Origin of the sequence: Thermovenabulum gondwanense, assembly GCF_001601575.1 — a bacterium.
GTDB lineage: Bacteria > Bacillota > Thermosediminibacteria > Thermosediminibacterales > Thermosediminibacteraceae > Thermovenabulum > Thermovenabulum gondwanense.
Map to the genome: position 1 here is coordinate 145,985 of NZ_LOHZ01000023.1, position 24,492 is coordinate 170,476.

Below are 24,492 nucleotides of genomic sequence, written 5' to 3' on the forward strand. Positions count from 1 at the left end.
TCAACCCCTCCCCATTTTATTCAATATACTTTCGAGGATTTTAAAGCTGCCGAGGAAGCTCACGTGGGGATACATGCCGAAGGTGTTTTTGTACTGATAACCGCACGGGTTTTCCCCTTCATCCCTTACCCTTTTTATCAGGAGGCAGCTTTTTTTGTTGATGTTCGAAACGGACTTGTGAAATTCATGGACGTTAAATTGAAAGCCTTTCGGTCCTATGAGGCAGTCTTCCAAAACCCTTGCCTTACCGTATCCGAAGTTCTGCAGCCTATCTGTCATACGGCTTTCTCCGTCGAATACCCCTGTCATCTCAAACCCGTCAATTTTTCGGGTGAGGTACATAAGCCCTCCGCACTCGGCGAATATATACCCGCCCCCTTCGGCAAATTCCCTTATGGAACGAAGCATGGAGCGGTTTTCCGAAAGCTCCTCCTTAAAGACCTCGGGATATCCCCCGCCTATATAAAGGAAATCGCAATCGGGAAGGCGTTTATCCTTCATCGGGGAAAAAAAAGTAACGTCGAAAAGGTTCGATAAAATATTAATATTTTCCCTGTAATAAAAGGAAAAGGCTTTATCAAATGCCACAGCGGCTTTGCGGTTGGTTTTCAAGGGTAAGCTAAATCCTTCTCCGGGTAGGTCCATTTCTTCAAAAAGCCCAAGCAGCTCTTTTACATCCACGCTTTCTTTTATGCGATAGGCCATCCTATCCAGGATTTCGTTAAATCCCTCTATCTCCGTATTCTGAATGAGCCCGAGATGCCGGGAATTTACCGCAAGCCCTTTATCCTCCTCGATGTAGCCCAGCACCTTTACACCCGCGTATTTCTCGATGGCCTCTTTTAACAGCTTATAGGCGGTAAGGGAAACCCTGTTTAGCACCACCCCTTTTATTACCCCTCTACTGAAGTCCACCATCCCCTTGATCTTCACCGCCGCCGAAAACATTTCCCCCTTCGGGGTGTATACGAGCACCGAATTAAGACCGAATTCCCTCGCTATATGAAAGGTGGAATTTATAAAGGTATTGGAAATACCGTCGAAAAAGCCCATAACCCCTTCAATTACACAAAAGTCGTTATTTTTTTCTAACAGTTTTTTATAATCCTTCCCCTGAAGAAAAGGATCAAGATTCTGCGCGGTTACCCCCGCGGCCCTCCCCAGAAACCCTGTATCGATGTAATCCGGTCCCACCTTGCACGGGAATACCGAAAAATTCATATCTTTTAATACTTTTAATAGCCCCATTGTAAACAAAGTTTTTCCGTTTCCGCTGGAAGGAGCTGAGATTACGATTCCCTTCATAACGCACCTCATCAAAAAAAATTACCCTCCACCTTCGGCGGAGAGTATTAAAAAAACCTACCCAAAGGGTAGGCTTTTTGCAGTTTAAAGTTCGTCTTTTTGCCTTTCCCTTCCCACCGAAGGACCGGCATCTACCCAGAGGCAGGTCTCCTGGCTCACGGGTCATCCTCCTCCACCCTTCCCGGTTTCCCAGTGGGACTGGATTCGTCTCCGTATACAGTAGCGGGGGCTGCAGCGGATTTTCACCGCTTTCCCTTTTAAGCTCAAAGCACCCCTGAGTTCACCGTATTCAGTTTGAATTTACTTTATTTTTATTATAATACAAATCATTAATTTTTCAATAGCGAATGTAATAGAAAAACCTTAAATTTTCAAGAATATCCCGGCAATTTTAAAATAAGAAATAAGCGCCATGGCATCTACAATTGTAGTAATCAGGGGACTTGCCATTATTGCAGGATCGATTTTAACCATTTTAGCAAGAAGTGGGAGCAGTCCGCCTACCACTTTTGCCAGTACAACCACGACAATCAAAGTAGTACTTACCACAAAAGCTATTGCATAATTTACTTTTTCGATAGCGATTAGCCTTAAAAAATTTAAACCTGCAAGAGATATACCCACAATAATACTTACGACAAGTTCCTTCCACATAACTTTTAAAGCATCTCGTGATTTTATTTCGCCCAGAGCCAGACCTCTAATAACCATTGTGGATGATTGAGAGCCAGCATTCCCTCCGGTATCCATAAGCATTGGAATAAATGCGGCAAGTATTACCATAGTTTGCAAAAGTTCTTCATACCGTTGTATAATACGCCCGGTAAAGGTAGCAGAAACCATAAGAGCAAACAACCATAGTAATCGATTTTTGGCCATGGTAAAAGGGCTCTGATTAAAATAAGATTCCTCGCTTGGTCTTATTCCTCCCATCCTCTGAATATCTTCTGTATTTTCTTGTTCTAAAACATCCACAACGTCATCAATTGTGATTATCCCCACCAGTCGGTTTTCCCGATCCACTACAGGCATGCTCAATAAGTCGTATTTCTTAAAAAGTGAAGCCACGTATTCCCGATCATCATCCGTTTTAACCGCAATTATATGTTTGTCCATAAGATCATCTATTTTTTGGTTCGGTTCAGCTACTACAAGGTCTTTTAAAGAGACAGTTCCTAAAAGGTGCCTTTGATTATCTATAACGTAGCATGTATAAATGGTCTCTTTCTTTGGTGCCGTATAGCGTATATGAGAAAGGGCTTCTTCCACCGTCATATCGGCTTTTAAATCTACGAATTCAATCGTCATAATACTTCCAGCTGAATGCTCTGGATACTGCAGAAACTGATTAATCAACCTCCGTTCGCTTTCCGGTGTTCCCTTAAGTATTTTCTTAACCACATTAGCCGGCATTTCTTCCAAAAAATCTATTTTATCATCAAAAAATAAATCTTCAATGAGGCTTTTTAATTCATCTTCTTCAATCATTTTGGAAAAAGCGGCTCTTATTTTGTCAGATAAATACGAAAATACATCCGCTGCTTTATCCTTTGGTAGTAGTCTAAAAGCTATTAAACTTTCTTTTGCTTCCATTTGGTTTAATATTTCAGCCACATCCTGGCTGGGTAGCACGGACATTTCTTCTTTTAATGCCATAAAGTCCTTTTTTCTAAACATCTCCCTAAAATTATCCTTGTTTCTTTCGATGTCCAAAAATAACACCCCCTAAAATTTAGGGGGGACAACATCGGCAGGGAGTGGTTCCGGCGAGTTTCCCCCCTTTTTATTTTGTGTATTTACTAAGAAAACAAAACAATACGATTGAGGTAAGGGATCCACCAGACCACCCCCTTTTTGACTATACATTCTAATTTTAATTATATCTTTTCCGTAAAAAATTTTAAACTTCTTAAAGTCAAAAAATCCATATTTTTAAAACCTGCCCAGCAGACAATAAAAAATTTCATAAACTTGATAAATACCTTATAACACATAAAACCCTAAATGGTATAATACTGATAAAAAGCCAAATTTTTATCATTTTTTGAGGGGGCACACAAATGGGAATATCTGAGAATAGAACTTTAGATTCTGAAAGGATAAAAATACTTGTCGTGGATGACAGCCGTCTTTTAAGGGTAATGATGTCGGATCTTCTTACAGCAAATGGGTATGAGGTCCGGACCGCGTCCAATTCTTTTGAAGCCATCGATATGGCTTTTTATACCTTTTCACCCGACCTGATTTTGATGGATATAGAACTTGGAGACGAAATGGACGGAATTGAAGTAGCAAAAAAGATCCTTCAAAAAAAGGATATTCCCATAATATTTTTGACCGCCAAAACTTCCCCGGAAGTAATAAATAGAATAAAGGAAACAACGGCATATGGTTACTTAGAAAAAAAGGTAAGCAATGAGGCAATTATTTCCGCTATTGAAATGGCATTGAAGCTATACAGTGTCAATAACCTTGCCAGTATGTTTAAACATATTTTTGAAAATTCTCCCAATGAGCTTTTAATCACGGATTTACAGAACAATAAATTTATAACCGCAAATAAAAATGCCCGGGAAAACTTAGGGTATTCCGAAGAAGAAATAAAAAATCTTTCTCCTCGCGATATAGCGCCGGAAATCCTTGAAAGTCCTATCAGAGAATTAATCCAGAAATTATGCGATAAAAAGGAAACCTCGGTAGCTTTTAAAACCTATCATCTTCGAAAGGATAAAACTACTTATCCTGTGCAGGTAGAACTGAACGTGCTGGATTACCTCGGAAAGAAATTATGCGTTGCTAATGTACAAGATCTTACCTATCAAAAAGTCTTCGAAAAAAAGCTTGCGGAAAAGGACTACATAATAAAATTGCTGACCGATTCCGCCTTTGATGCTATTACAGTAATAAACGATGAGGGAAAAGTCGTTTTCTGGAATCCTGCAGCAGAAAGAATCTTTGGGTATTCGGAAAAAGAAATTATAAATGAAGATGTTCATAAATTAATTGTTCCTTGCTACGAAAAAATAGAGAACTCATTCGTTGACTATATGAATTATTTCAGGCAAAAAGGAGACCTAAGCTTTTTGAGAAATCCACTGGAACTAATGGCAAAAAACAAATATGGCGAGACAATATATATAGAACTTACCCTTTCACCTATAAAATTAAATGAAAAATGGCATGCGGTTGGCATTGTTAGAGATATTACCGAAAAGAAAAAATCTCAGATTGAAATCGAGAACATGTGGAGGATGTATTTTGAATTGGCTGAACATGCCCCCGTAGGTATTTTAAGATGCGACAAAGACGGGAATATAATTTACGTCAATAAAAAAGTATTGGAAATTTTGGGGTCACCTTCAGAAGAGGAAACCAGAAAAATAAATTTGCTTACTTTCCCCCACCTTGTGGGATACGGATTCTCGACAAAACTAAAAGAATGCTTAGAAAATAATAAAACTATAATTTTTGAAGTATTTTATAAATCCATATGGGGGAAGGATTTCTGGGCAAGGGTTCATATAAAACCCCATATTGAGAGCAATAAAGTTACAGGGGCCCTGATTATTCTTGATGATATAACCGATAGAAAAATTCTTGAGGAAAAAATTAGAAGACAGGCAATTAGACTTCGCAGATTATCCTATACGGATGATTTGACAGGAGCTTTTAACCGGAGATTTCTTTTAAAGAAACTGGAAGAAGAGATTGAAAGGGTTAAACGTTATGGGGGAAATTTTTCTATTATTTTGCTCGATATTGATAATTTTAAAAAGATCAATGACCGTTGCGGCCACAATACGGGTGACTTAGCCTTAAAATATGTAGTAAAAACTATAAAAGAAAGAATCAGGAAGGCTGATACTTTAGCGCGCTGGGGTGGTGAGGAATTTATCATCTTTCTCCCCAGCACGCCGGTAGAAAAAGCCACTATTTTAGCAGAAACATTGAGGGAGAATATATCCAGAATCACTCTCCCCTGCCCCGAAAAAGTCACCGCAAGCTTTGGGGTTGCAGGTTTTTTGGAGGGCGATACAATCGATAGTTTGATAAAAAGAGCGGATGACCTGATGTACAGGGCAAAAGAAAAAGGGAAAAATTGCGTTGCATGTCAAAAGGATGTGGATCACATAAACAATATGTAAATTATAACTCTTTTGATACTCCCGCTTCCTCAAAGGTTGCCATTTCTTTAATTATTTTTAAAGCGGCATCTACCAGGTTCATTGCCAGTACGGCCCCGGTGCCTTCTCCGAGGCGCATATTCATATGGAGCATGGGTTCAAGCCCTAAAAGTTTCAGCATAACTTTATGCCCGGGTTCCTGCGAAACGTGAGATGGGATCATAAAGTATACCGTTTTAGGCTCGATTTTTGATGCTATCAACGCCCCTGCGGTAGAAATAAACCCATCTATAATAACAGGAACCCTTCTGGAAGCCGCCCCAATAATACAACCCGCAATAGCGCCAATCTCTAAACCGCCCACCTTTGACAATACGTCAACCGGATCACCGGGGTCGGGCTTGTTTACTTTTATAGCTTTTTTCACCGCATTTATTTTCTTTAATAACCTTTCATCATCTACTCCGGTTCCCCTTCCCACCAAATTTTCGATCGGTTCATCGGCATATACCGCCAAAATAGCACTGCTCGGCGTTGTATTTCCTATTCCCATATCGCCCGTTGCAATAAGCTCGGCTCCCTTATCTATCACTTCCCAGGCGGTTTCAATACCCACCTCAATTGCCTTTATGGCTTCTTCCCTGCTCATGGCCGGCCCTTTTGTCATATTGTCGGTGCCCTTTTTTACTTTTTTTACTAATAAAGCAGGATGGTTAATATCCGCAGCTGTCCCTACATCCACGCATACTATTTTCGCCCCTTCGTGACGGGAAAGCACATTTATTGCCGCACCACCGGAGAGGAAATTTAAAATCATCTGCGGTGTTACTTCCTGGGGAAAAGCGCTTACTCCTTCTTCCACTACACCATGATCCCCGGCCATTACTACCACAACCTTGTTATTTATCCGGGGAAATACATCTTTTTTTATACCCGCCACCTTTACCGCCAGTTCTTCCAAGACTCCCAGACTGCCCCTGGGTTTTGTCAGGCTGTCAAGCCTTTCCTGAGCCCTTTTCATTGACACCTCATCCAGCACGCCAATACCTTCCATGGCTTTTTTTAAAATCTCCATAAAAAGTCCCTCCTTTAAATTTTTATAAAATAAAAAGTCCCCAAGCTGCGTGTAAATACACAACTCAGGGACTTTACCATCATCCCGAGGATTCAAGCTCTTCAGGCAGGTCTCCTGGCTTCGGTTCACCTTCCCTTACGCCTTCCCGGTTTCCCAGTGGCAAATTTGTAAAGGAAATCCCCGTTACAGTGGCGGGACCGCCCGGGATTTTCACCCGATTCCCTATTCTCCCCTTTTTTGGGGCACCTGAAAGCTAAAAATATTCACTTAATTATATTATAAAATACTTTACAAAATAATCAATTTCTTATTTATCATAATAATAAAGAATACCTGATTATATCTTACATAAAAATGATTATATATCTCAACTCTTTTTGCATGATATTGTAAATTAAGAAATAATTTTTTTCTTTTCCATTATACAACCCCTGTGTAAAAAAATAAACTTCCCCCTTTGGAGAAGTTTATATCTAAATAAAATGGTGCCGAAGGCGGGAGTCGAACCCGCACGGGTTTTGGGCCCACTGGATTTTGAGTCCAGCGCGTCTGCCAATTCCACCACTTCGGCACATCCTGATGCAATAAATATAATACCACAAGATTTTTTATTATTCAATAGTAAATTATGCAGAGCTTTTTGCTTTGTAGCATTTTTTTAATTTTTATCACTTATTTATTGCAATATTTTCCCTCTATTGAAATAACAAAAAGAATTTTTTGAAGCCAAAATGCAACCTGTTTTTTATTTCCATATTTTTCTAACCAAAAAAAGACAATACTAAACTAAACCACTTTTTTGTGGCTTCTTTGATATTCTTTTTATTGCTTTTTATAGTCATAATTGCTTATTTTATGCGGCATCCGGCTCCTTTTTTCTTTGAACCGGCTTTATCAGGCTACGCATTTCTTCTGCTTGTTTTTCTTTTATCCTTCCTAAGGCCATCGCAAGCATTATACATAGGGCTATACCGCATTTTATTTCCATTTTCTTTTTCCCTCTGATGTAGTGTTTCTCAAATCCAAAAGATTCATCTAATCTGCTGTTTACTCTTTCCACCGCTGTCCTTTTTTTGTAATACCTTCCCCATTTGTAGCTTGAACGGTCTTGCTGGCCCCTTAAGAGAATTGGACTAAAACGCACAAAATGATAAAATTTCTCTAGGTGCTTGCAAAACTATGCTCACAGTAAAAAAATAAAAAAGTCCTTATACCTGGCTGGACTCAAATTTAACAAATTATGGAATATATTTTGTTCTAGTTTAAAAGCTCGATTGAAAAGGCAAAAAACACCCCCTAAGCTTGATTGCAACTTTAAGCAACAAGCCACCGAAGTGACCTTACCTTGTCATGTTTTTTCGCTCTTAATGCGACTAAAGTCACCACATTCTGAGCAATTGCAGCTAAAACAAGCTCACAATAAGCACTTCGAAAATCAATCACAGTAAGACGACCGAGCATTAATGGAAGTTTTAATCTAGAAATTGACTGTTCCACAGCAATACGTTGCGAATAAATTTTTTCCCACAACTTTGAATTTCTCGGAATAGGGGTATTTCTACGGTAGTTGTCCTCGGAATAAGTGTATACCATTCGGCACTTTTGGAATTAGTGCAGGGATCGGGGCAAGTGCAGATGTAACCTCTTTTTCCTCGTTTAGTCAAAGGACATACCCATTTAATCCGATTTCTGGACTTACAAAATCCATCGTATTTGAACTTTAAACCGGGATTTTTAGGACACAAAGGGACACCTTCTGAATCTGAATCAGGTTTGAGTGCTATCGAAGCCAGCATCGGCGGTGAAATATTCATAACGAGAAATATCATGATGAAGGTGGAAACGGCTTAACCCCTTAATTTTGGACAATTTGACTTTAAAAAGTTCATTTTTTATATAAAATCTTTAAATTTGTATTAAACTCTTACTTCTACAGGATCTATCAAATTCAATAGAGTCTTTAGATAAAATTCATTTGGGCTAAGATAATTTATACCGGAATGTATTCTGACTTCATTATAAAATTTAATAAATTCCGACACGGCCTTATAGCCTTCTACGTATGTTTCAAATTCATTACATGCTAAGCATTCATGCTCAAGAATATTATTAAAAGATTCTATATGAGCATTTTTATTGGGTGTTTTGAAAGGTATTCTTTCATGTTCTATTTTCAAGTTGTTGCAGGTTTCTTCAAATAGGCTGCTAATAAACTGAGGTCCATTATCAGAACGTAAAATGAGTGTTTTTTCTTCATTATCGTATATTGCCCTTTTAAATAATGCACTTTTTAATGTAATAGCAATATCTAAAGCACTGCAGGAAAGGCCAATATGGCAATCAACTATAGAACTGTCATATACATCTATTATCGGTGCAATAAAAAAGAATCTATCTTCACCGGCAATATAACCATATTTAACATCTATCTCCCATAATTGGTTGGGAGCAGTAATTACACGATTTCGCGCTATTTTCCTTGGATGTTTTATTTTCTTTTGCCTTTGAGGACGTAATATATCTAATTCTTTACAAAGACGGTATACTTTCTTCTTGTTTATATAAAGGTTGTATTTTTTCCTCAGACAAACTGTTAGTTTTATATAACCGTAAAATTCTCCTTCACTTTCAATTAATTCACATAGCCATTCTTTTATTTGTTCATCGCATATACGTTTTCCTTCTTTATTAAAAGAGTAACCGGGGTAAGGTCTACCACCTTTATTGTTTTTGATTTCTTTTTTATAGGATTTATTGTAGTAATATGTTGAACGGCTAATCCTTAATATTTTTAAAACTAAATTTGCTTTATATCCGGCATTTATCCATGTGGGCGGGTTTTTTTAAAAGATCACGTAGAATAGCTATTTCTAAATCTTTTTCTCCTAATAATTTTTTAAGGCTTTCATTTTCTTTTTCGAGGTTTTTAATATTTGTAGGCTCGTAATTTATTAATTGGTTTTTATTTATCCCAGCAGGCTCATTATTTCGTTTATATTCTCTGACCCATCTTGCAACTATACTGGAAGAAATATTATGCTTTCTTCCAACGATAGAGCAATTACCGGTTTCTAAAGCTTCTTTAATAATTTTTTGTTTAAATTCTGGTTCATATTTTTTACCTGGCATCTATTTAACCCCCTTGAATTTTAGTTTATCATATTTGGTCTAATTGTCCAAAGTTATTAGGGGGCTAAATAGCAGGTATTCCTAAAAGTACATTCTTTTACAAACCTCATGAAGAAAAATGTAGTATAAGCCGAGGAAGCCTTATTCCCGGCTTTTCAAAGACAAAAAATGGCAAAATTATAACTGACGAAGCAATAAAGACAATACTTTTTGACCTCGCCGAAGAATATCCAAGGTATGGATACAAGAAACTTACGGTTCTATTGAGATTTAATTTTGGTATAAAGATTAACAAGAAGAAAGTATACAGGCATGTAAGGAAATGGATCTTCTCTTGCCAATAGAAAAGCATAATAAGCCTACGGAATGTCCAATAGCCTTCAAAAAAGTTGCAGTAAATGCACCTAATACTCATTGGCAAATGGATATCACATATATAACCCTCTTCCCCAAGATTGTTTTCGTTCTTGGTATAATAGATACATACACCTTGGAAATAATGGGTTATAAAGCGGGTTTTTCTATAACAGGCCATGATGTTGTAAAAACAGTTTTAAAATCCATGGTAACAAGGAATATTCAAGGAAATCTCACAATCCGAACAGACAATGGCCCTCAGTTTAAATCCAAGGAATTTCATGATTTTTGCAAACGTCAGGGGATATTACACGAGCGAATACCCGTAAGATCCCCGGAGAGAAATCCTAACATAGAGCGATTTTTCAGGACATTGAAGGAAGAGTTGTCATGCTAAATGACTTTGCAGGATATGGCTCGTTTATAAAAGGACTTGATAATTTTATGATGGAATACAATACTATAAGGCCCCATCCTCACTGGGCTATATGACGCCAAGAAAATTCTACGAAGAAATTTTAAAAAATAATGCGAGTCGGGGAGTGTTAGTCGTTTAAGTCCAAATAATCGGGGGCCAGTACATTGGGAGACAATATATGATTGTAAACAACTTGTTCCTATCCCTTTTCCCCATATAAATATCTTATTTTCTCTCAGTGGAGCAGGCGTTGTAATAACTCTTTTACTTAGTCTATTATCTCAGAATTGAATAGGTGTACACCCACTTTCGGTTACCGTTAACGAATAATGAAAAAAAGGCTTCATCCAGTCATCTTTACTGTGTTAACGATTTACAATTGTCTGGTTTACTCAACCGAGTTCAATAACTATAATGAAAGGTGGCGATTCTAAACTTATGCGATTCCGAAATACTAAAAATTATTTACACTTCCTTTTTATCTAATAAAAGTATCCCATCATTGCATCCCATTTTAATTGCTTCTTTTTATTGCCTCTATTGCTTTTTCGGGACCCATCGATATAACAATTATTTCCTCTCCTTATTTTTCTTTTAACCTTATCGCTGTTTTTCGATTTCTTCTCTTATCATTATCCCTGTTATAGGATCCATTTTTACATTACTCTTCTCAGGTACTTGCTTTATTGGAACTATTATTCTCATATGGACTTCTCCCTTCAAGTGAAATAATATAGAAAAAGGAGATAGAACATCTCCTTATTTCATCATATTCAAAAAGCTCTCTCCATTTTTTGGTTTTTCAACATCAAAATAATCTGCTATAGTAGCTCCTATATCTGATAAAGTCTTTCTTTCCCCTAATTTTACCGGTCTTAATTTTTTACCGTAAACCAATAGAAGCGCTTTTTCTCTTGTGTGATGATTTTGCCCTATAGTGGGGTCATTACCGTGATCACCAGTTATAAATAAAATATCATCCCCTTTCATTTTATCAATAATTTTAGGTATATAATCATCTACAAGTTTTAATTTTTCGGCGTATTTTTCTACATCCTGTGAATGCCCTGCAAGGTCTGTTTCTTGTACATTTGCCATTATTAAACCATTAGATATACTGTCTAACTTATTCAATAATATACTTAATACAGTTTCTGTATCAACACATGGATTATAATCTGCACCATCACAGTTTATAACATCTGCAGCCTTTCCAATAAGAGATACATCAAAACTATGTTTCTTCAAAATAGTTGTCACTTGGACATTTGGGTCTATTCCATATCCAAGATGTCTCACCATATAACCTTTATTATACACACCAGCTTTTGTACAGTTTATACCAACGATATTATTCGATTTTTCTTCTGCCGCATTTAATATATCATTTATTGTGATCCCTTTTCCTCCCAATACGATAACTCTTCCAACGTTAACGTTATCTCTTACTATTTGTCCGATTTTCAATTCTTCTTCAAATGAAATATAATCCAAAGGAGCAGTAACATTGTAGTTTAAACCTATATCAGCTTCAATATTGTCTGCTATTGTTACAACACCATTTACCAATAAAAATGGGTGTTTAGAATTTGGTATAGTAACATCAAATCCTGCTTTCTCTAACTCAGTTTTTACTTTGTCTATACACTCTTTAAAAGGCTGTACCAAAGCTTTTCTAGGCTTTGAACCAACAATCTCTTGATGCCCTTGAAAAGTATCTGCTCCTTCATGTTCTAAATTTGAACACCCATAGCTTGCAATAGGATTGCTTACTTTTTTTATATTTTTACTCTCAACTATAAGGCCTGCTCCCATTAATTCTAAATTATTTAAACTGTAATTATCATTATATTCAGAAACATGTTTTAAAGTATTTGCTCCTATATCTTGCGGACGTACCTCAGGGACATCAGCCATTTCACCAACCCCAAGACTATCTATTACAAGAATTAAGGCTCTCATTTATTATCCTTCTTTCTTAAATCCTTTAAAAGATTACCTTTTGAATCAAATATATACGTTAATTTTGGTTTACCTGAAGATAGCCCTTCAAGAAGAGCTACTTTTGCTCTTGTTACAAATATTTGTGTTCTAAATGAATATATTACAGTGTCCCCTACGTTAACCTTTCTATTGTTTAAAAGTATACTTCCATAATAGTCTATTGATTCCGGTGGTAATTCTTCAACATCAAATAATCTATCTAAAATATCTTCAGGATTATTTGATACTAACGCATATTTAACATTTGACCTCGGATAAAATCCACCACCATAGCAATAAGCTTTCCCATTATTTACATGAGATATTTCTGACACATATACTATAGCTGGCTTTTCAGGCTGTTTTGTATATGCATGTAAAGGAGTCGTCCCCAATAAAGCATGCCCCGGCTCTCCATGAGTAATACCATACTTATTTAAAAGCGGTATTGAATTACAGCATGTAGCACTGGGCCCATTTACTTGCCAGATTTCAAGCCCCATTTCATTCAATATTTCTTTTGCTTTTAAGAGTGTATATATATTGTGCGTTGGTGTAATTTCTTTCTTCTCATAATCATAAAGCAAACATGGAAAGGATGTAATACCAGCAATTTTTATATTCTTCAATTTTAATATATGATGAACTGTTTCTTTTAACTTTCCACGAAATATACCTCCTTCTTGACCCGGATATATTACATCATTTTCATCTATTACTCTTAATAATATATCTTGCGTAATTCCAAGCTCTTTTGCGTTATCTGATATTTCTTTTGCTTTTTCATATGAAAAACATGTTATAACTTCTGGTTTCATGAGTAAAGATAATTTAATATCATTTTTTGGGACTTGTACTAAATGTCCTATATGCCCTATTTTAAGACCATTATCAAACAATACCCTTGCCTCATCAAAATCTACAGCTACTGCTTTATCAATTCCCGCCTTTTCAATGATTTTTGAAATAATAGGATTTCTTCCAAACTGTTTTGTCATATAATATAAGCTAATATTATATTTATCAGCAGTTTCTTTAATTAATCTTGCATTCTCATAAATACTATCAACATCTAGCACATAAGTATTTGGTTCAATAACACCGTCTCTGTGTAATTTGGTAACTTCTATAATAAGTTGTGGATTTCTTTCAATAACCATATTAAGAAACATTGCCTCATCTCCTAAGTCAAACTCTTTTTTACAGCTTCTTTTAAAATTCTAATAACAGTATCAGCACCTGCTCTCATTGGATTAATGCGAATTACATAATTTTTTATATCTGGATTATTTTCAATAAAAGTTCCTGAAACTCTGTAAAACATAGCACCAATTTCATATCTTGATTCAGAACCTACAGGATAAGGCACTGCTCCCATCTCTTCAGCGTACTTTAATACTTTTGCCGCAATTGGTTTTTCAAATTTTACTAATACAACTCTTGATTGCGCATTTGCTACATATGCCTTTTTTACCCCTTTTATTTCTCCAGTGTTAAGCCTATTTACTATTTCATCAACCTGCATTGCTTGGATAGCTAATGAAACAGGCGTATATACAAGTGACCTTAAAGCTTCCATTGCCTCAGGTCCTTGCACTTGGCTCCCACCTGAATAAGTTAATTTTCGAATTTCGTCTATAATATATTTTTTGCCTACTACACATCCAATTCCTTCCGGTGCCAACAATTTAAACATAGAAAATACTGAAACATCTGCTCCCAACTGAACACCTATATATGGAGCTTTCATAACTACATAATTTTCATCAGTAATAATAGGAACATTAGTTATAGATTTAATAACTTTTATTACTTTTTCAAGTTCATAACTGTCATCAGGTTTTTGTCTTGAATGTTGTATTAACACAGCATCAACTTTTGTATTTTTTAATATATCAAATGAATCTAAATTATTCATGTTTACTTTTAAAAGCTTAAGGCCCATCATATCCATAAGGTTTTGTGTTGTAGGATATACAGGTGCGTCATGCACAAGTAATGTATTAAGAGGTTTTAATAAGCTATTAAAAACGAGTCTCATAGCCCCCGTCCCAGCACCTCTCACTAAAGCAGAGTCTTCTGCATCAAAAAATTTAGCAAGAACCTTCTCAACTTTCGCGGTGGTTTTAGGTCGTCCAAGTTCTAATGATACACCATAATCACCAGCTTCGAGTAATTCATGTCCTCGAAAAACTGATTGGATTATATCTACCAATTTAAACTGCAAATTAATTGCTTCCTCTAGGCTAATCTGTTTAATAGGATACGTAATCATTTTTTATCCTCCAATCAAGTCCAATGGATTTTTGTATAATATAGTCTTTATATCTTCTTCTGTTAACCCATTGTTTTTTAAAAGAGGAATAAATTTTTCTACTATATATGAATGGCCAAAACCACCATAATTTTTTAGATAAGATTTCCTTGAAATATCCAATGAAAGGAGAATTTTGTTAATAAATCCTTTGTCAATAAGTTTCTTTATAGATATTGCTCTTAACTCATCTGGTTGATAATTAGTTTTACCAATTGTGTCAAAAGCAAGATAACATCCATTATCAAGTAAAGTTAAATAATAATCCATATCAATGTTTAAATCAATATGCCCTATAACTACATTTTCTAAATTTACTTTCATATTTTTAAAAATTTTAATTTGTTCTAATCCTAGAAGACCTAACGTTGTATGAGTTATTATAGGTACTCCTGTTTCATTATGTGCAATCGCAGCAGCTTCAAAAATTTTTCTTTCTACTACTTTTATTTCTTCTTTACTTGTGCCAATCTCGCCTATCACAGATGCTTTATAATTTGTACCATCGATTCCTTTAATAATTTCATCAATAAATATATTAGCCAATTCTTTAACAGAACTCTTATAAACTATTTCCGGCAAAAAAGGTTCTTTATAAAATCCAGTAGATAAAATCACATTCATATTTGAAATATCAGAAATATACTTGATTCTTTCAATATCTCGACCCATACCTATGTTTGTAACATCAACGATAGTATCTATGCCACTTTTTTTGAGTTCTTTTAAATCTTCAATTAAGCTATCTACATCATCAAGTTTGGCATCATCATCTTCTTTGATTCTTGATAAATCAATAGTCAAATGTTCATGTATAAGAGTATAACCTATATCTTTAAAACCAGTATTATTATCTAAAATCATTTAATTCACCTCAAATAAAATATCATCATATTCTTTAGTGTTAAAATATTCATAAAATAGTTTTGGATGACTAATATTGCTATCAACTATCTCTGCCAGCTTAATAGCACATATACCATATTTATTTCCTTGTTTCGCCATTATTAAAATCCCTACACCTAAATTCGCTGATGGTATTGTAAGAGCTGTAGTATTTACCATGTTAGCAACTTTTATTAAATATTTTCCTGAACTATTTTGAATATAACTTCCGACATATCCCATAGTACCTAAAACCGAATCCCCTAAACCAAAAATATCAATAGGTCCTTCTTTTGTTATCACTACATCTACCTCTTCAAAAGCTTTATTAAGCTTATATATAGCATCTTCTCTTTTCAATACATCCTTCAAATCAATATCAATTACTGGAACACCCTCTTTTGATAAAACTCTTTCAACATCATATAAATCTTCACGGACGTCACCAATAATCGGAAGGTTTATATCGCCTTTTCGTGGAATTCCAACTTTTAAATTGCGAAAATCTATTATATCATCCAAATCTATTAGGTTACACAACACATCTTTACATACGAATAAATCCTTTGAAATTATTCCAATACCAGGTAAGAAATTTATAGCATCTGTTGATTTTTTTAATTTTTTACCTTCAAGGCCTAATCCTTTTGCCATGATAGAATACAAATTACAAGACATCGCAGGCCCCAACACAGAACCCCCACCATCAGTGCCAATAGCAAAATCATTTATTCCTAATAACACATTGATACAACCAGCGCTTGTAGAGCCCGTCATCGGCCTGCCAGTAACAGGGTTTATTCTCTCAATATCAATTGCTCTACCGCCTTTTGACATCTCATCAACTGTAAGCCATATATAATTTCCAACATTAGATAATTTTTGCAAATATTCGCGTTTAATTTGTGATGTATTTTTTATTCCATAAAAGTATAATTTATCATATACTTTTAACGCTTCTACAGCTTTTTTTATTGCCATATAATTAATATATCTAACAGAATAACCTAAATTATCACGTGCTATATTTATCGCATATGCGAGTCTTGCCATCTCATTTATTTTTTGCATAACTATTTTATCATTCATATATAACATTCACCCTAATAAATTTATTATATGGAAGAGGGGGAATTCCCCTCTTTATTTAACCGGTGGAACATACAGTCCAAAAACCGCCAATATGTTAGCAAGAATACCAACTAATATTGCTGCAATGGGTCCAACTGCCATTCTCACAATAGGTCTTCCTGCAATTTCATTTAAAAGGTATAACCCGATTAAAATAAATATCCCTAATCCAGGCAACACCATATTAGACGCATTCGCACCGCCAACTAACAATGACACTTCCAATAATTGTCCCATCGCTGTTCTAATGTTATCTGAAGACTTTTTAATCCCTGGGAATTTATCCAAAAATCCCGCTATACCTCCCAGCAGGTAAACTTCTGCAAAAATTATTACAAATCCTAGTATTGCTGCAAGCAGTATATTGTTCGCAAACAAAGCCGCTGCGAATATAAAAGTCATCCCAACAGGACCATATACACCGGTGGCAATAGCAGTAGTTGCGACTAAAGGTACAAAACCAATTGCTCTCGCTAATGCAACTAAAGCAGCATCTGTATAATTACCTTTAGAAACCAATGATAGAGAAATTGGATCGCCTGCTAAAATATGCAAAGACGTGGCTGCCGCTACAAGAGCACCCATTATAGCAAGTACCCAAACATTCTTTTTTATCCTGTCTACTCTTTCAGTAAATAAAGCAGCAACATTTGTTGAATTTTCTTCTCTCTTTTCTCTCATAGCATAGATAAGTAAAACTATCATTCCAGTAACTAATGCCATACCTTCTGGATTCAAAGCTATTTTGCTTGTTCCAATAACTATTGGAGAAAATCTTGCTACTACAGTTCTAACTAATGCCGATATTGTTAAAGTAATAAGCCCATTTTTAACACCATATTGGTATGCAACTGCTAATGCAGGAAATGCTGCAAAAGCAAATATTACAGGTGTACCTATTTGTCCCATTGAATTGAAAACATTAACAGGTAATTTTTTGAATACATTAACAATCCATTGTAATCCTACCAATAGTCCTATTCCCCACAGAGCTCCTATTGTTCCAGCAACAGCATATCCTATTTTACCTTTTGGTGACCATGTTCCTATAATATCTGTCCCGAGTAAAATACTATGAACAAGTAATATGGTAGCACCAATTGAAATTGGTATTCCAAAACCGATTACGAGTCCAAAAGATAAAGCAAAACTCATTGCAGCAAATTCTGCTTTTTTCATTCTACCTTCTAGATATTCAGGCATTATAGGTCTTAGCCCATCATTAAATACAGCAATACCACTATTCGCAAGAATTGCTGCCAAAGCACCAATTAAAGCAATTAATACTATCTTCATTTTTTATCCTCCAATCCCTATTTTTCTAAAATTGCGTTTACAATGTAAGGTACCGCCTTTTCAATATGGTCATTAGTAAATCCAAACGCTACTTTTCCTTCAACTACTGCTTTTTTAACGTCGGCTTCATGTGGTGGTTTCCCAGGCATAGAGATAGTTGCACATTTTTGAGCTGTTAATATAGCCATTGCCATAGCTAAAGCACCACCACCTCCTGTTGCACAAGCACCAACATAGTAATCTGCCTTTCCATTTTTCACAGCCATTGCAGCCTCAATATCCGATTTTATTTCAACACTTACTTTATCACCTCCTATTTCCTTTATCTTTTGAGCAACTTTTTGTTTATCAACAGCTCCACCTACAACGAATCTTATCATGTACTTTTACCCCTTTCTAAAAGATTACACAAATGTAATAACACAAATCTTTTTTCTGATTCGGGTAATTTTATTTCAATTATATTTTCTATATTTTGTAAAATATCAAGTGCTCTATAATAATTAGGACAATTTTTAACTTCGTTAAAAAGTTCCTCATCTATTGTAAGCTCTAACTTTTCTCCCTCTTTTAATCTTTTTACAGACATTGCTAAATGAGTAATAAACATCTCATAGTGTTCATCCTCAGTACAAATTTTATGATTTACTATTAATTCCTTATCAATTTTTTTGATAGCTTCTCCAGTATCAAAATCGATCACACTACCTTGTACTAACAAATCTATTCTATTTACAACATTATCCTTCACTTAAAACCCTCCAAACATTATACAGTATTTTGTATTGTAATATATATATCTTCTATATTTTTCAAAAAATACTAAATTAATAATTATAAATCAATATTCTGGAAATAATTTATTCAATAATACTTGTTCCTGAATCTTTACAACTTCTTCTTTATCAACAATTCTATTTATTATTTTATCAATACCCCAATTATCTCTTTTAACTACTAAAGCAGCACGGGTATTATCTTCACTAATTTTTTTCGATTTCTTGTTTTTAAGTGGTTCACTTTTAATAGGCAGTCCTCTGTCAACTATTTCATCATAGTTCCATACAGCCGCATCTATCTTACCTTCCATTATATAAGGTATAATTTGATTATAAGGCAATTCTATAAACTCTACATCTTTACCTTCGCATTCATAGTAAGTCAATATAAATTGGTCTATTGAGGTGGGATCTATAGCAATTTTCATCCCATCCTCAATCGAATTTTTCGCAGTATTTGAAAAAATTATACGATGAGTACTTACATTCGTATTAGGGCCAAAATCAATTATTATATTTATATTTTTTCCAGACTCAATATATAATTTTGCCGCTAACATAGACATTATTGCAAAATCATATTTTCCATTCAATAATGCTTCTAATCTTCTTTCGCTTCCTCTCATATATGCCATATTAAAAGGTATTTTCCCTTTTTCAAACGCTTTATATAAACCTGTCGCTAATCCTTCATATCTTCTCGAATATGGAAGTGGCATTACGCCAGAAATAATATTAAGCCCCGCAAACTCCCATAATTTTTTATAATCAATATCAGTTATATAAGTCCCTAAGTGACCTCGAGGTTCCAATTGAATAGCTTTGTTATCTTCTAAATACTTTAAAGCAGTTTGGATTGTGCCACGCCCGAGATCAAATTTTTTAGCATATTCTCCTATTGTTTCAATTCTATCTCCACATTTTAAAGAAAGCATTTCTCGTGCTAACATCATTACTGCAATCCCATTTTTGGTTAGTAGATCCCTAATCATTTAATCACCCGGACAATATACAATTTTTTGTACGTTTCAAATATAACATTTTTACTTACCGGTGTCAATATATTTTAAAAATTTTGTGTTGTATTTCTGTGATAATGTCATATTAAAATTTCTCTGTTAAAATGTCACTTTGACTGGTTTCCTTACCTCTATTTATGCCGATAAACATTCTATTTTCCGTTCCCCTAATGCAGGCAAACTCTCAATATATGATGAGTTAAATAGTATTAATATTAAAGATATTCAATTCGTGAGAGCTTTGAAAAGCTCGGAATCAACCTTGATCGCGTCAAGTATTTTTAGGTTTTTTAAAAACTCACCATCTTCCCATTAGATGAAGGAAAAAAATTTTTTATATGAATTGTTGTAACATAAAATATTTCCATATATTACCATATAATGGTTGTAATATCCCTCTTTTGTTTTACCTTCTTAGCCTTCTCTATTAAATATTAATTTGCTGTAATAATGACTTTATTGTCATACTTGTAAATGTCTTCTTGTTTAATAGAATTGGTAAATCTCGTATAGTCCCATATTTTTCATTTATCTTTTTTATCTGCTGTTTTGCCTTGTATAGAGTAGTCCTGGGCAATTCTACAGGCTTTAAATCTTCAAATCGCTGCTTTATTATCATTTCCTTAATCGATATGCCGCTTGCTTTTACCGCCCTTAATTGCGCCATCTTATGGGCACCTATCTTACTCCACGATAATGGCCCTCTCGATAACCTTTCAGACAATACATGGCTTACATGGCTTTCTGCGCTACATCCTGTTATTTCTCCTTTGTATAAATTGTACGAATATATCCCTTCCCAATTGTTTTTTATGTAATCTATGCATTTCCTTACAAGATTTTTATCCCCTTCTCCTTCGTATTCATTGTATTTCTGGATTAATATCCCTGTTACTTTCTCTTTGTCACCTTTAAATATTTCTTTCCATAATGCCTTCTTCATTTTTTTGTCATCCTTCAAAGCAGTTGTTATATACTTTTGTAAATGATAAAGGTCTAACACATATATGGCATTGGGTAAATACTTTACCCCAAATTACTTTTTATTTCCCGGGTGCTTTTTTCATATGACATCATTGTCGATAAATCCGTTATCTCAGCTTTTAATGCCACATCTATCCTCTCATATTTTTGTATAACAGCAGCTCTATCTGCAAGATAAGCTTTTTCCCCTGTTTTTTTATCTTCGTAATAACGCCTTTTGTATGTTACATCCCAAATTTCATCGTTATAGTCCTTTCGCAGTTCTTCTGGACTACTCTCCAATTTTCCCTCTCTTTTTTGTCTTTATATATTTTTTCATCAAGTTCTTGCAATACTATCCTGCATATTTCCTTTCCTAAATCTTTCAGTAATTTTTCAAGTTCAATCTCAAATTCAGATAAAGTATATTTCCCTGTAAGTAAACCAAAAATTTTTTCTGCACAAAGCAGGAATGTTTTGAGTATGCATAGAATTATTTCCATAAAGACCTCACCTTCCTGTTGAGTTTTTTAACTCATCCTTTGGTAGGATGGTGAGGTCTTTTTTCTACATTTTTTCTGCTTTTCCTCCTTTTCGACCTAAAAATATTTTACACTATCTCTTCTCTGGAGTACGTCAATTATTTTTAGGTTTTTTTATATAATAACTGAGAATTGTTAGAATATATAAAGTGTAAAAAACCCTCCGAATGATATGCTCCCCTTGTGGTAGACAGTTAAAATAATAAAACTGTTTAACATAAGGAGGGGCATATTTTTATGGGAAGAAAAAGTAAATTTTCAACAGACGAGAAATTAAAATACGTTCTAATGTGCATAGAAGGAAAAGAATCGATTAACCATGTTGCCACTTTGATTGGGATTAATCCTAAATCTTTGAGACAATGGATTTGTAATTATCAATCCTTAGGTATTGAAGGTATAATCACTACCTCAAAGAACTCTTATTACTCTGCGGAATTAAAAGAAATGGCTGTAAAAGACTATCTTGCGGGTACTAGCTCTCAGTTAGATATATGTGTAAAATATGGGATACGTTCAAAAAGAATGCTTCATGAGTGGGTTTTGAAGTATAATAGTCATAAGGAACTGAAAACTTCTGGAACAGGAGGAACGCCTATAATGACTAATGGTAGAAAAACCACTTATGATGAAAGAGTTGAAATAGTTAAATATTGTATTGAACATCAGAATAATTACGCTGAAACTGCTCAGAAATATCAGGTGTCTTATCAACAGGTTTATACATGGGTAAGTAAATATGAAAACGGCGGTGTTGAAGCCCTGCAGGATAGACGTGGTAAAAGAAAAAATGAAAGTGAAATGTCTGAAATGGAAAAACTGAAAGCGCAGAATAAATTGCTTGAATCAAAAAACTACAGGCAACAAATGGAGATAGATTTCTTAAAAAAACTCGAGGAGATAGAAAGGAGGCGGTATTAAGCCTGGTTAAGCATGAAGAAATATACCAGGCCATTCAAATGTTATCCGAACATAAACACTACCCTGTTTCAGCTCTATGTAAAATCTCAGGAGTTAGCAGATCTGCTTACTACAAGTGGAGACATAGGGAAAAGAGCCAAAATGAACTTGAAAACGAGAAATTGCTTATTCTTATCAGGGAAGCATATGAGGAAAGAGATGGCATATTAGGTTACAGGCAAATAACCATCAAGCTTCGCCGTGAATACAATCTTAAAGTTAATCATAAACGAATTTATCGGCTGATGAATATAATTGGCCTAAAATCAGTATGCAGGAAAAATAGATATAACTACATAAAATCAACTCCTGAAGTTATTGCTGAGAATATACTTAACAGGGATTTCAAGGCAGAACATATATGTGAGAAATGGCTTACAGATGTAACAGAATTTAAATATGGTGATGGACAGAAAGCATATCTGAGTGCCATCCTTGATCTTGGAGATAGAAGTATAGTATCTTACGTCGTTGGCCGTTCGAACAATAATGCGCTTGTGTTTGAGACTTTTGATTTAGCAGTTGCCAGATATCCTGATGCAAAACCTATTTTTCATAGTGATCGAGGCTTCCAATATACCAGTAAAATCTTTAATGCAAAACTGGATAAGGCAGGGATGACACAGAGCATGTCAAGGGTAGGTTGCTGCATAGATAATGGCCCTATGGAGGGATTTTGGGGAATCCTGAAATCGGAGATGTATTACTTACATAAATTTGAACATAAATTTGAAGACTATGATAGTTTGAAGAAAGCCATTGAAGAATATATAGATTACTACAATACGAGAAGATACCAGAAACGCTTAAAATGCATGACGCCGATTGAATACCGCAATTATCTTTCAGGTATTGCGGCATAAATAAAGCACCAACCATTTTTGATTGGTGCTTTGCGTAGAATTTTAATTATTTCCACTGTCTACTTGACAGGGGGCAGTTCAAAGTGGAGGGGTTTTTCCTCCCGTTTGTAGAAAGGCATCAGATTAAAGAATTACCATCTTGGATTCCCCTTTCCCCGGAAGGGACCTTCCCAATAGGAAAGTTAAAATAAACGTTGATTAAAATAAATGCCACCGTCGCAGCAATACCGCACGCGGTAAAAGCCGTCTCTATGGAAATATCTGCAGCCTTTCCTATTATCAGGTTTACAACTGCGCATATTATATTGATGATCATAGAGTAAATCGATAAAAGGGTAGCTCTGCTATCTGTGATTATGGATTTGTTTTGTATATCCAGAAATATGGGTCGGGATAGAGCATAGCACGTTCCTATAAGAGCGATGAATAAAACGCTAAAGGCAGGGTTTTTCGTACGGGACAGTATAAAACAAGCAGTTGAAATGACGCCGAAAAACAATTTCATAGATAAACTCTGACCCAGTTTCCCGGTGATAGTGTAAGTTTTTGCAGAAAAAACCGGCAGCAGTTGCACCCCCGCCATAATTATCCCGTAATACCTGAGGTTAATGCCGCTTTTCATATACTGAACCTGATTCAAGAAGATCGTCGTGGAATGGCTGACCTGTGTAACCAGTGCCACAGCTATGATGAACAATAACATTCTCCCATTATTAAACGCATTTTTGAGGCTGGTTAAAAGAAAAGGTTTTTTTTCGATCCTGCCCCCTGTCTCCTGAAGAAACAATGTTAATATCCATGCAAACCCATAAGGGAAAATCGTAAGCTTAGCGGCAAATTCCATTGAAACCCCGACTACAGCTGTAGAAGCCAGTGATGCAAGAAAAAATCCAAGAGTCGAAACGGCTTCGTATATCCCGAAATATCTTTCCGACTCCTTTTTTTCAATGGATGCATAAAGTAGCGCAATATCACATCCCGAAATTCCGGCTATTGATAAGGCAAGAATAATCCTCTCCAGTAAAAATAAGCTAAAGGAATCTGCCCTGTAAAAAACTATTTTTGATAGGAAGAATAAAAAGTTTGAAATAGCCAGGGTCAACTTGTAACCAAACCTGTCTGCAAACCATCCCCACGGTATTTCCAATGCAATCATTAAAATTAGAGAAACTGATTCAATGAAAAATATATCATACATCGAAAGTCCCTTAGCCTGCCTGTATAAAGTGGCTATGGGACCGTAAAACACGAATCCCTGGAGAAATACTACAGCGCACATTAAAAAATAGTTTCTTCTATTCATTTGATGTACACCTCCGAGAAATTGCATGCTAAAAAGACCTCCTGCA

Annotated in this window: 19 protein-coding genes, 1 tRNA gene, 4 pseudogenes and 2 riboswitches; of the genes and pseudogenes, 5 read left to right on the plus strand and 19 right to left on the minus strand. The window is 35.2% G+C overall.

Annotated features, from left to right (window positions below):
- Both ATZ99_RS04225 and mgtE read right to left on the minus strand, forming a co-directional pair.
- On the minus strand, positions 1–1,305 hold the full coding sequence (locus ATZ99_RS04225) for a cobyrinic acid a,c-diamide synthase CobB (RefSeq protein WP_068748034.1): 1,305 nt from the start codon (positions 1,303–1,305) through the stop codon (positions 1–3).
- Positions 1,306–1,428: 123 nt separating this feature from the next.
- Positions 1,429–1,596, minus strand: a riboswitch (cobalamin riboswitch).
- 72 nt (positions 1,597–1,668) lie between these two features.
- On the minus strand, positions 1,669–2,982 hold the full coding sequence (gene mgtE, locus ATZ99_RS04230) for a magnesium transporter (RefSeq protein WP_425428282.1): 1,314 nt from the start codon (positions 2,980–2,982) through the stop codon (positions 1,669–1,671).
- A 383-nt stretch (positions 2,983–3,365) separates the two neighbouring features.
- On the opposite strand from mgtE, the gene ATZ99_RS04235 reads away from it, so the two are divergent.
- A complete protein-coding gene (locus ATZ99_RS04235) occupies positions 3,366–5,450 on the plus strand; it encodes a PAS domain S-box protein (RefSeq protein ID WP_068748001.1) in 2,085 nt (694 codons plus the stop codon).
- A 1-nt stretch (position 5,451) separates the two neighbouring features.
- On the opposite strand, the gene cobT is transcribed toward ATZ99_RS04235, so the two are convergent.
- The 4 genes and pseudogenes from cobT to ATZ99_RS12290 all read right to left on the minus strand — a co-directional run bounded on the left by cobT (position 5,452) and on the right by ATZ99_RS12290 (position 8,097).
- The gene (gene cobT, locus ATZ99_RS04240) at positions 5,452–6,504 is read right to left on the minus strand and encodes a nicotinate-nucleotide--dimethylbenzimidazole phosphoribosyltransferase (protein ID WP_068748035.1); all 1,053 of its coding nucleotides are present in this window, start codon (positions 6,502–6,504) and stop codon (positions 5,452–5,454) included.
- A gap of 87 nt (positions 6,505–6,591) precedes the next feature.
- Positions 6,592–6,768, minus strand: a riboswitch (cobalamin riboswitch).
- A gap of 219 nt (positions 6,769–6,987) precedes the next feature.
- Positions 6,988–7,075, minus strand: a tRNA-Leu gene (locus ATZ99_RS04245).
- A gap of 282 nt (positions 7,076–7,357) precedes the next feature.
- Positions 7,358–7,612 (minus strand): annotated as a pseudogene (locus tag ATZ99_RS04250) (hypothetical protein); the annotation flags it as partial.
- 206 nt (positions 7,613–7,818) lie between these two features.
- Positions 7,819–8,097 carry a transposase gene (locus ATZ99_RS12290; RefSeq protein WP_342669104.1) on the minus strand — a complete coding sequence of 93 codons (279 nt, stop codon included), beginning with the start codon at positions 8,095–8,097 and terminating at the stop codon, positions 7,819–7,821.
- Between the two features lie 120 nt (positions 8,098–8,217).
- On the opposite strand from ATZ99_RS12290, the gene ATZ99_RS11820 reads away from it, so the two are divergent.
- Positions 8,218–8,355, plus strand: coding sequence for a hypothetical protein (locus tag ATZ99_RS11820; protein ID WP_157074707.1), 138 nt, complete (start codon positions 8,218–8,220; stop codon positions 8,353–8,355).
- Between the two features lie 65 nt (positions 8,356–8,420).
- Here the strand turns inward: ATZ99_RS11820 and ATZ99_RS12375 are convergent.
- Positions 8,421–9,633 (minus strand): annotated as a pseudogene (locus ATZ99_RS12375) (IS3 family transposase).
- A gap of 322 nt (positions 9,634–9,955) precedes the next feature.
- On the opposite strand from ATZ99_RS12375, the gene ATZ99_RS04265 reads away from it, so the two are divergent.
- On the plus strand, positions 9,956–10,387 hold the full coding sequence (locus tag ATZ99_RS04265) for a DDE-type integrase/transposase/recombinase (protein ID WP_068748005.1): 432 nt from the start codon (positions 9,956–9,958) through the stop codon (positions 10,385–10,387).
- 495 nt (positions 10,388–10,882) lie between these two features.
- Here the strand turns inward: ATZ99_RS04265 and ATZ99_RS12295 are convergent.
- From ATZ99_RS12295 to ATZ99_RS11595, 11 genes and pseudogenes are all read right to left on the minus strand, one after another.
- Positions 10,883–11,113 (minus strand): annotated as a pseudogene (locus ATZ99_RS12295) (adenine nucleotide alpha hydrolase family protein); the annotation flags it as partial.
- 54 nt (positions 11,114–11,167) lie between these two features.
- Complete coding sequence (locus ATZ99_RS04270; protein WP_068748006.1) at positions 11,168–12,370, minus strand: phosphopentomutase; 1,203 nt, start codon at positions 12,368–12,370, stop codon at positions 11,168–11,170.
- A complete protein-coding gene (locus ATZ99_RS04275) occupies positions 12,367–13,563 on the minus strand; it encodes a YhfX family PLP-dependent enzyme (RefSeq protein WP_068748007.1) in 1,197 nt (398 codons plus the stop codon). Before ATZ99_RS04275 ends, ATZ99_RS04270 begins: the two co-directional genes overlap by 4 nt.
- 11 nt (positions 13,564–13,574) lie before the next feature.
- Positions 13,575–14,666, minus strand: a complete 1,092-nt coding sequence (locus ATZ99_RS04280; RefSeq protein WP_068748008.1) for an aminotransferase class V-fold PLP-dependent enzyme — start codon at positions 14,664–14,666, stop codon at positions 13,575–13,577.
- Between the two features lie 3 nt (positions 14,667–14,669).
- The gene (locus tag ATZ99_RS04285; protein ID WP_068748009.1) at positions 14,670–15,569 is read right to left on the minus strand and encodes a phosphotriesterase family protein; all 900 of its coding nucleotides are present in this window, start codon (positions 15,567–15,569) and stop codon (positions 14,670–14,672) included.
- On the minus strand, positions 15,570–16,679 hold the full coding sequence (locus ATZ99_RS04290; protein ID WP_068748010.1) for an amidase: 1,110 nt from the start codon (positions 16,677–16,679) through the stop codon (positions 15,570–15,572). It lies immediately after the preceding gene.
- A gap of 54 nt (positions 16,680–16,733) precedes the next feature.
- Positions 16,734–18,017 (minus strand): YhfT family protein, encoded by a 1,284-nt coding sequence (locus ATZ99_RS04295; RefSeq protein WP_068748011.1) that lies wholly within the window; start codon positions 18,015–18,017, stop codon positions 16,734–16,736.
- Positions 18,018–18,034: 17 nt separating this feature from the next.
- Complete coding sequence (locus ATZ99_RS04300; protein WP_068748012.1) at positions 18,035–18,397, minus strand: DUF2620 family protein; 363 nt, start codon at positions 18,395–18,397, stop codon at positions 18,035–18,037.
- Positions 18,394–18,768, minus strand: coding sequence for a PRD domain-containing protein (locus tag ATZ99_RS04305; protein ID WP_068748013.1), 375 nt, complete (start codon positions 18,766–18,768; stop codon positions 18,394–18,396). The genes ATZ99_RS04300 and ATZ99_RS04305 overlap by 4 nt, the downstream gene beginning before the upstream one ends.
- Before the next feature lie 90 nt (positions 18,769–18,858).
- A complete protein-coding gene (gene yhfZ / locus ATZ99_RS04310) occupies positions 18,859–19,788 on the minus strand; it encodes a GntR family transcriptional regulator YhfZ (protein WP_068748014.1) in 930 nt (309 codons plus the stop codon).
- A 454-nt stretch (positions 19,789–20,242) separates the two neighbouring features.
- A pseudogene (locus ATZ99_RS11595) lies at positions 20,243–21,281 on the minus strand (UPF0236 family transposase-like protein).
- A gap of 276 nt (positions 21,282–21,557) precedes the next feature.
- Here ATZ99_RS11595 and ATZ99_RS04325 point away from each other — a divergent pair.
- Both ATZ99_RS04325 and ATZ99_RS04330 read left to right on the plus strand, forming a co-directional pair.
- Positions 21,558–22,241, plus strand: coding sequence for a helix-turn-helix domain-containing protein (locus ATZ99_RS04325; RefSeq protein WP_068748017.1), 684 nt, complete (start codon positions 21,558–21,560; stop codon positions 22,239–22,241).
- Between the two features lie 2 nt (positions 22,242–22,243).
- On the plus strand, positions 22,244–23,143 hold the full coding sequence (locus ATZ99_RS04330; RefSeq protein WP_245641302.1) for an IS3 family transposase: 900 nt from the start codon (positions 22,244–22,246) through the stop codon (positions 23,141–23,143).
- A 118-nt stretch (positions 23,144–23,261) separates the two neighbouring features.
- Here ATZ99_RS04330 and ATZ99_RS04335 read toward each other — a convergent pair whose 3' ends face one another.
- Positions 23,262–24,473, minus strand: coding sequence for an MFS transporter (locus tag ATZ99_RS04335; RefSeq protein ID WP_068748018.1), 1,212 nt, complete (start codon positions 24,471–24,473; stop codon positions 23,262–23,264).
- Between the last annotated feature and the right edge of the window lie 19 nt (positions 24,474–24,492).

What these genes read in the sequence shown, in the direction of transcription:
- ATZ99_RS04225 (WP_068748034.1), bottom strand. Translation starts at nt 1,305, where the DNA reads ATGAAGGGAATCGTAATCTCAGCTCCTTCCAGCGGAAACGGAAAAACT.
- mgtE (WP_425428282.1), bottom strand. Translation starts at nt 2,982, where the DNA reads ATGTTTAGAAAAAAGGACTTTATGGCATTAAAAGAAGAAATGTCCGTG.
- ATZ99_RS04235 (WP_068748001.1), top strand. Translation starts at nt 3,366, where the DNA reads ATGGGAATATCTGAGAATAGAACTTTAGATTCTGAAAGGATAAAAATA.
- cobT (WP_068748035.1), bottom strand. Translation starts at nt 6,504, where the DNA reads ATGGAGATTTTAAAAAAAGCCATGGAAGGTATTGGCGTGCTGGATGAG.
- ATZ99_RS12290 (WP_342669104.1), bottom strand. Translation starts at nt 8,097, where the DNA reads ATGGTATACACTTATTCCGAGGACAACTACCGTAGAAATACCCCTATT.
- ATZ99_RS04265 (WP_068748005.1), top strand. Translation starts at nt 9,956, where the DNA reads ATGGATCTTCTCTTGCCAATAGAAAAGCATAATAAGCCTACGGAATGT.
- ATZ99_RS04270 (WP_068748006.1), bottom strand. Translation starts at nt 12,370, where the DNA reads ATGAGAGCCTTAATTCTTGTAATAGATAGTCTTGGGGTTGGTGAAATG.
- ATZ99_RS04275 (WP_068748007.1), bottom strand. Translation starts at nt 13,563, where the DNA reads ATGTTTCTTAATATGGTTATTGAAAGAAATCCACAACTTATTATAGAA.
- ATZ99_RS04280 (WP_068748008.1), bottom strand. Translation starts at nt 14,666, where the DNA reads ATGATTACGTATCCTATTAAACAGATTAGCCTAGAGGAAGCAATTAAT.
- ATZ99_RS04285 (WP_068748009.1), bottom strand. Translation starts at nt 15,569, where the DNA reads ATGATTTTAGATAATAATACTGGTTTTAAAGATATAGGTTATACTCTT.
- ATZ99_RS04290 (WP_068748010.1), bottom strand. Translation starts at nt 16,679, where the DNA reads ATGAATGATAAAATAGTTATGCAAAAAATAAATGAGATGGCAAGACTC.
- ATZ99_RS04295 (WP_068748011.1), bottom strand. Translation starts at nt 18,017, where the DNA reads ATGAAGATAGTATTAATTGCTTTAATTGGTGCTTTGGCAGCAATTCTT.
- ATZ99_RS04300 (WP_068748012.1), bottom strand. Translation starts at nt 18,397, where the DNA reads ATGATAAGATTCGTTGTAGGTGGAGCTGTTGATAAACAAAAAGTTGCT.
- yhfZ (WP_068748014.1), bottom strand. Translation starts at nt 19,788, where the DNA reads ATGATTAGGGATCTACTAACCAAAAATGGGATTGCAGTAATGATGTTA.
- ATZ99_RS04325 (WP_068748017.1), top strand. Translation starts at nt 21,558, where the DNA reads ATGGGAAGAAAAAGTAAATTTTCAACAGACGAGAAATTAAAATACGTT.
- ATZ99_RS04335 (WP_068748018.1), bottom strand. Translation starts at nt 24,473, where the DNA reads ATGCAATTTCTCGGAGGTGTACATCAAATGAATAGAAGAAACTATTTT.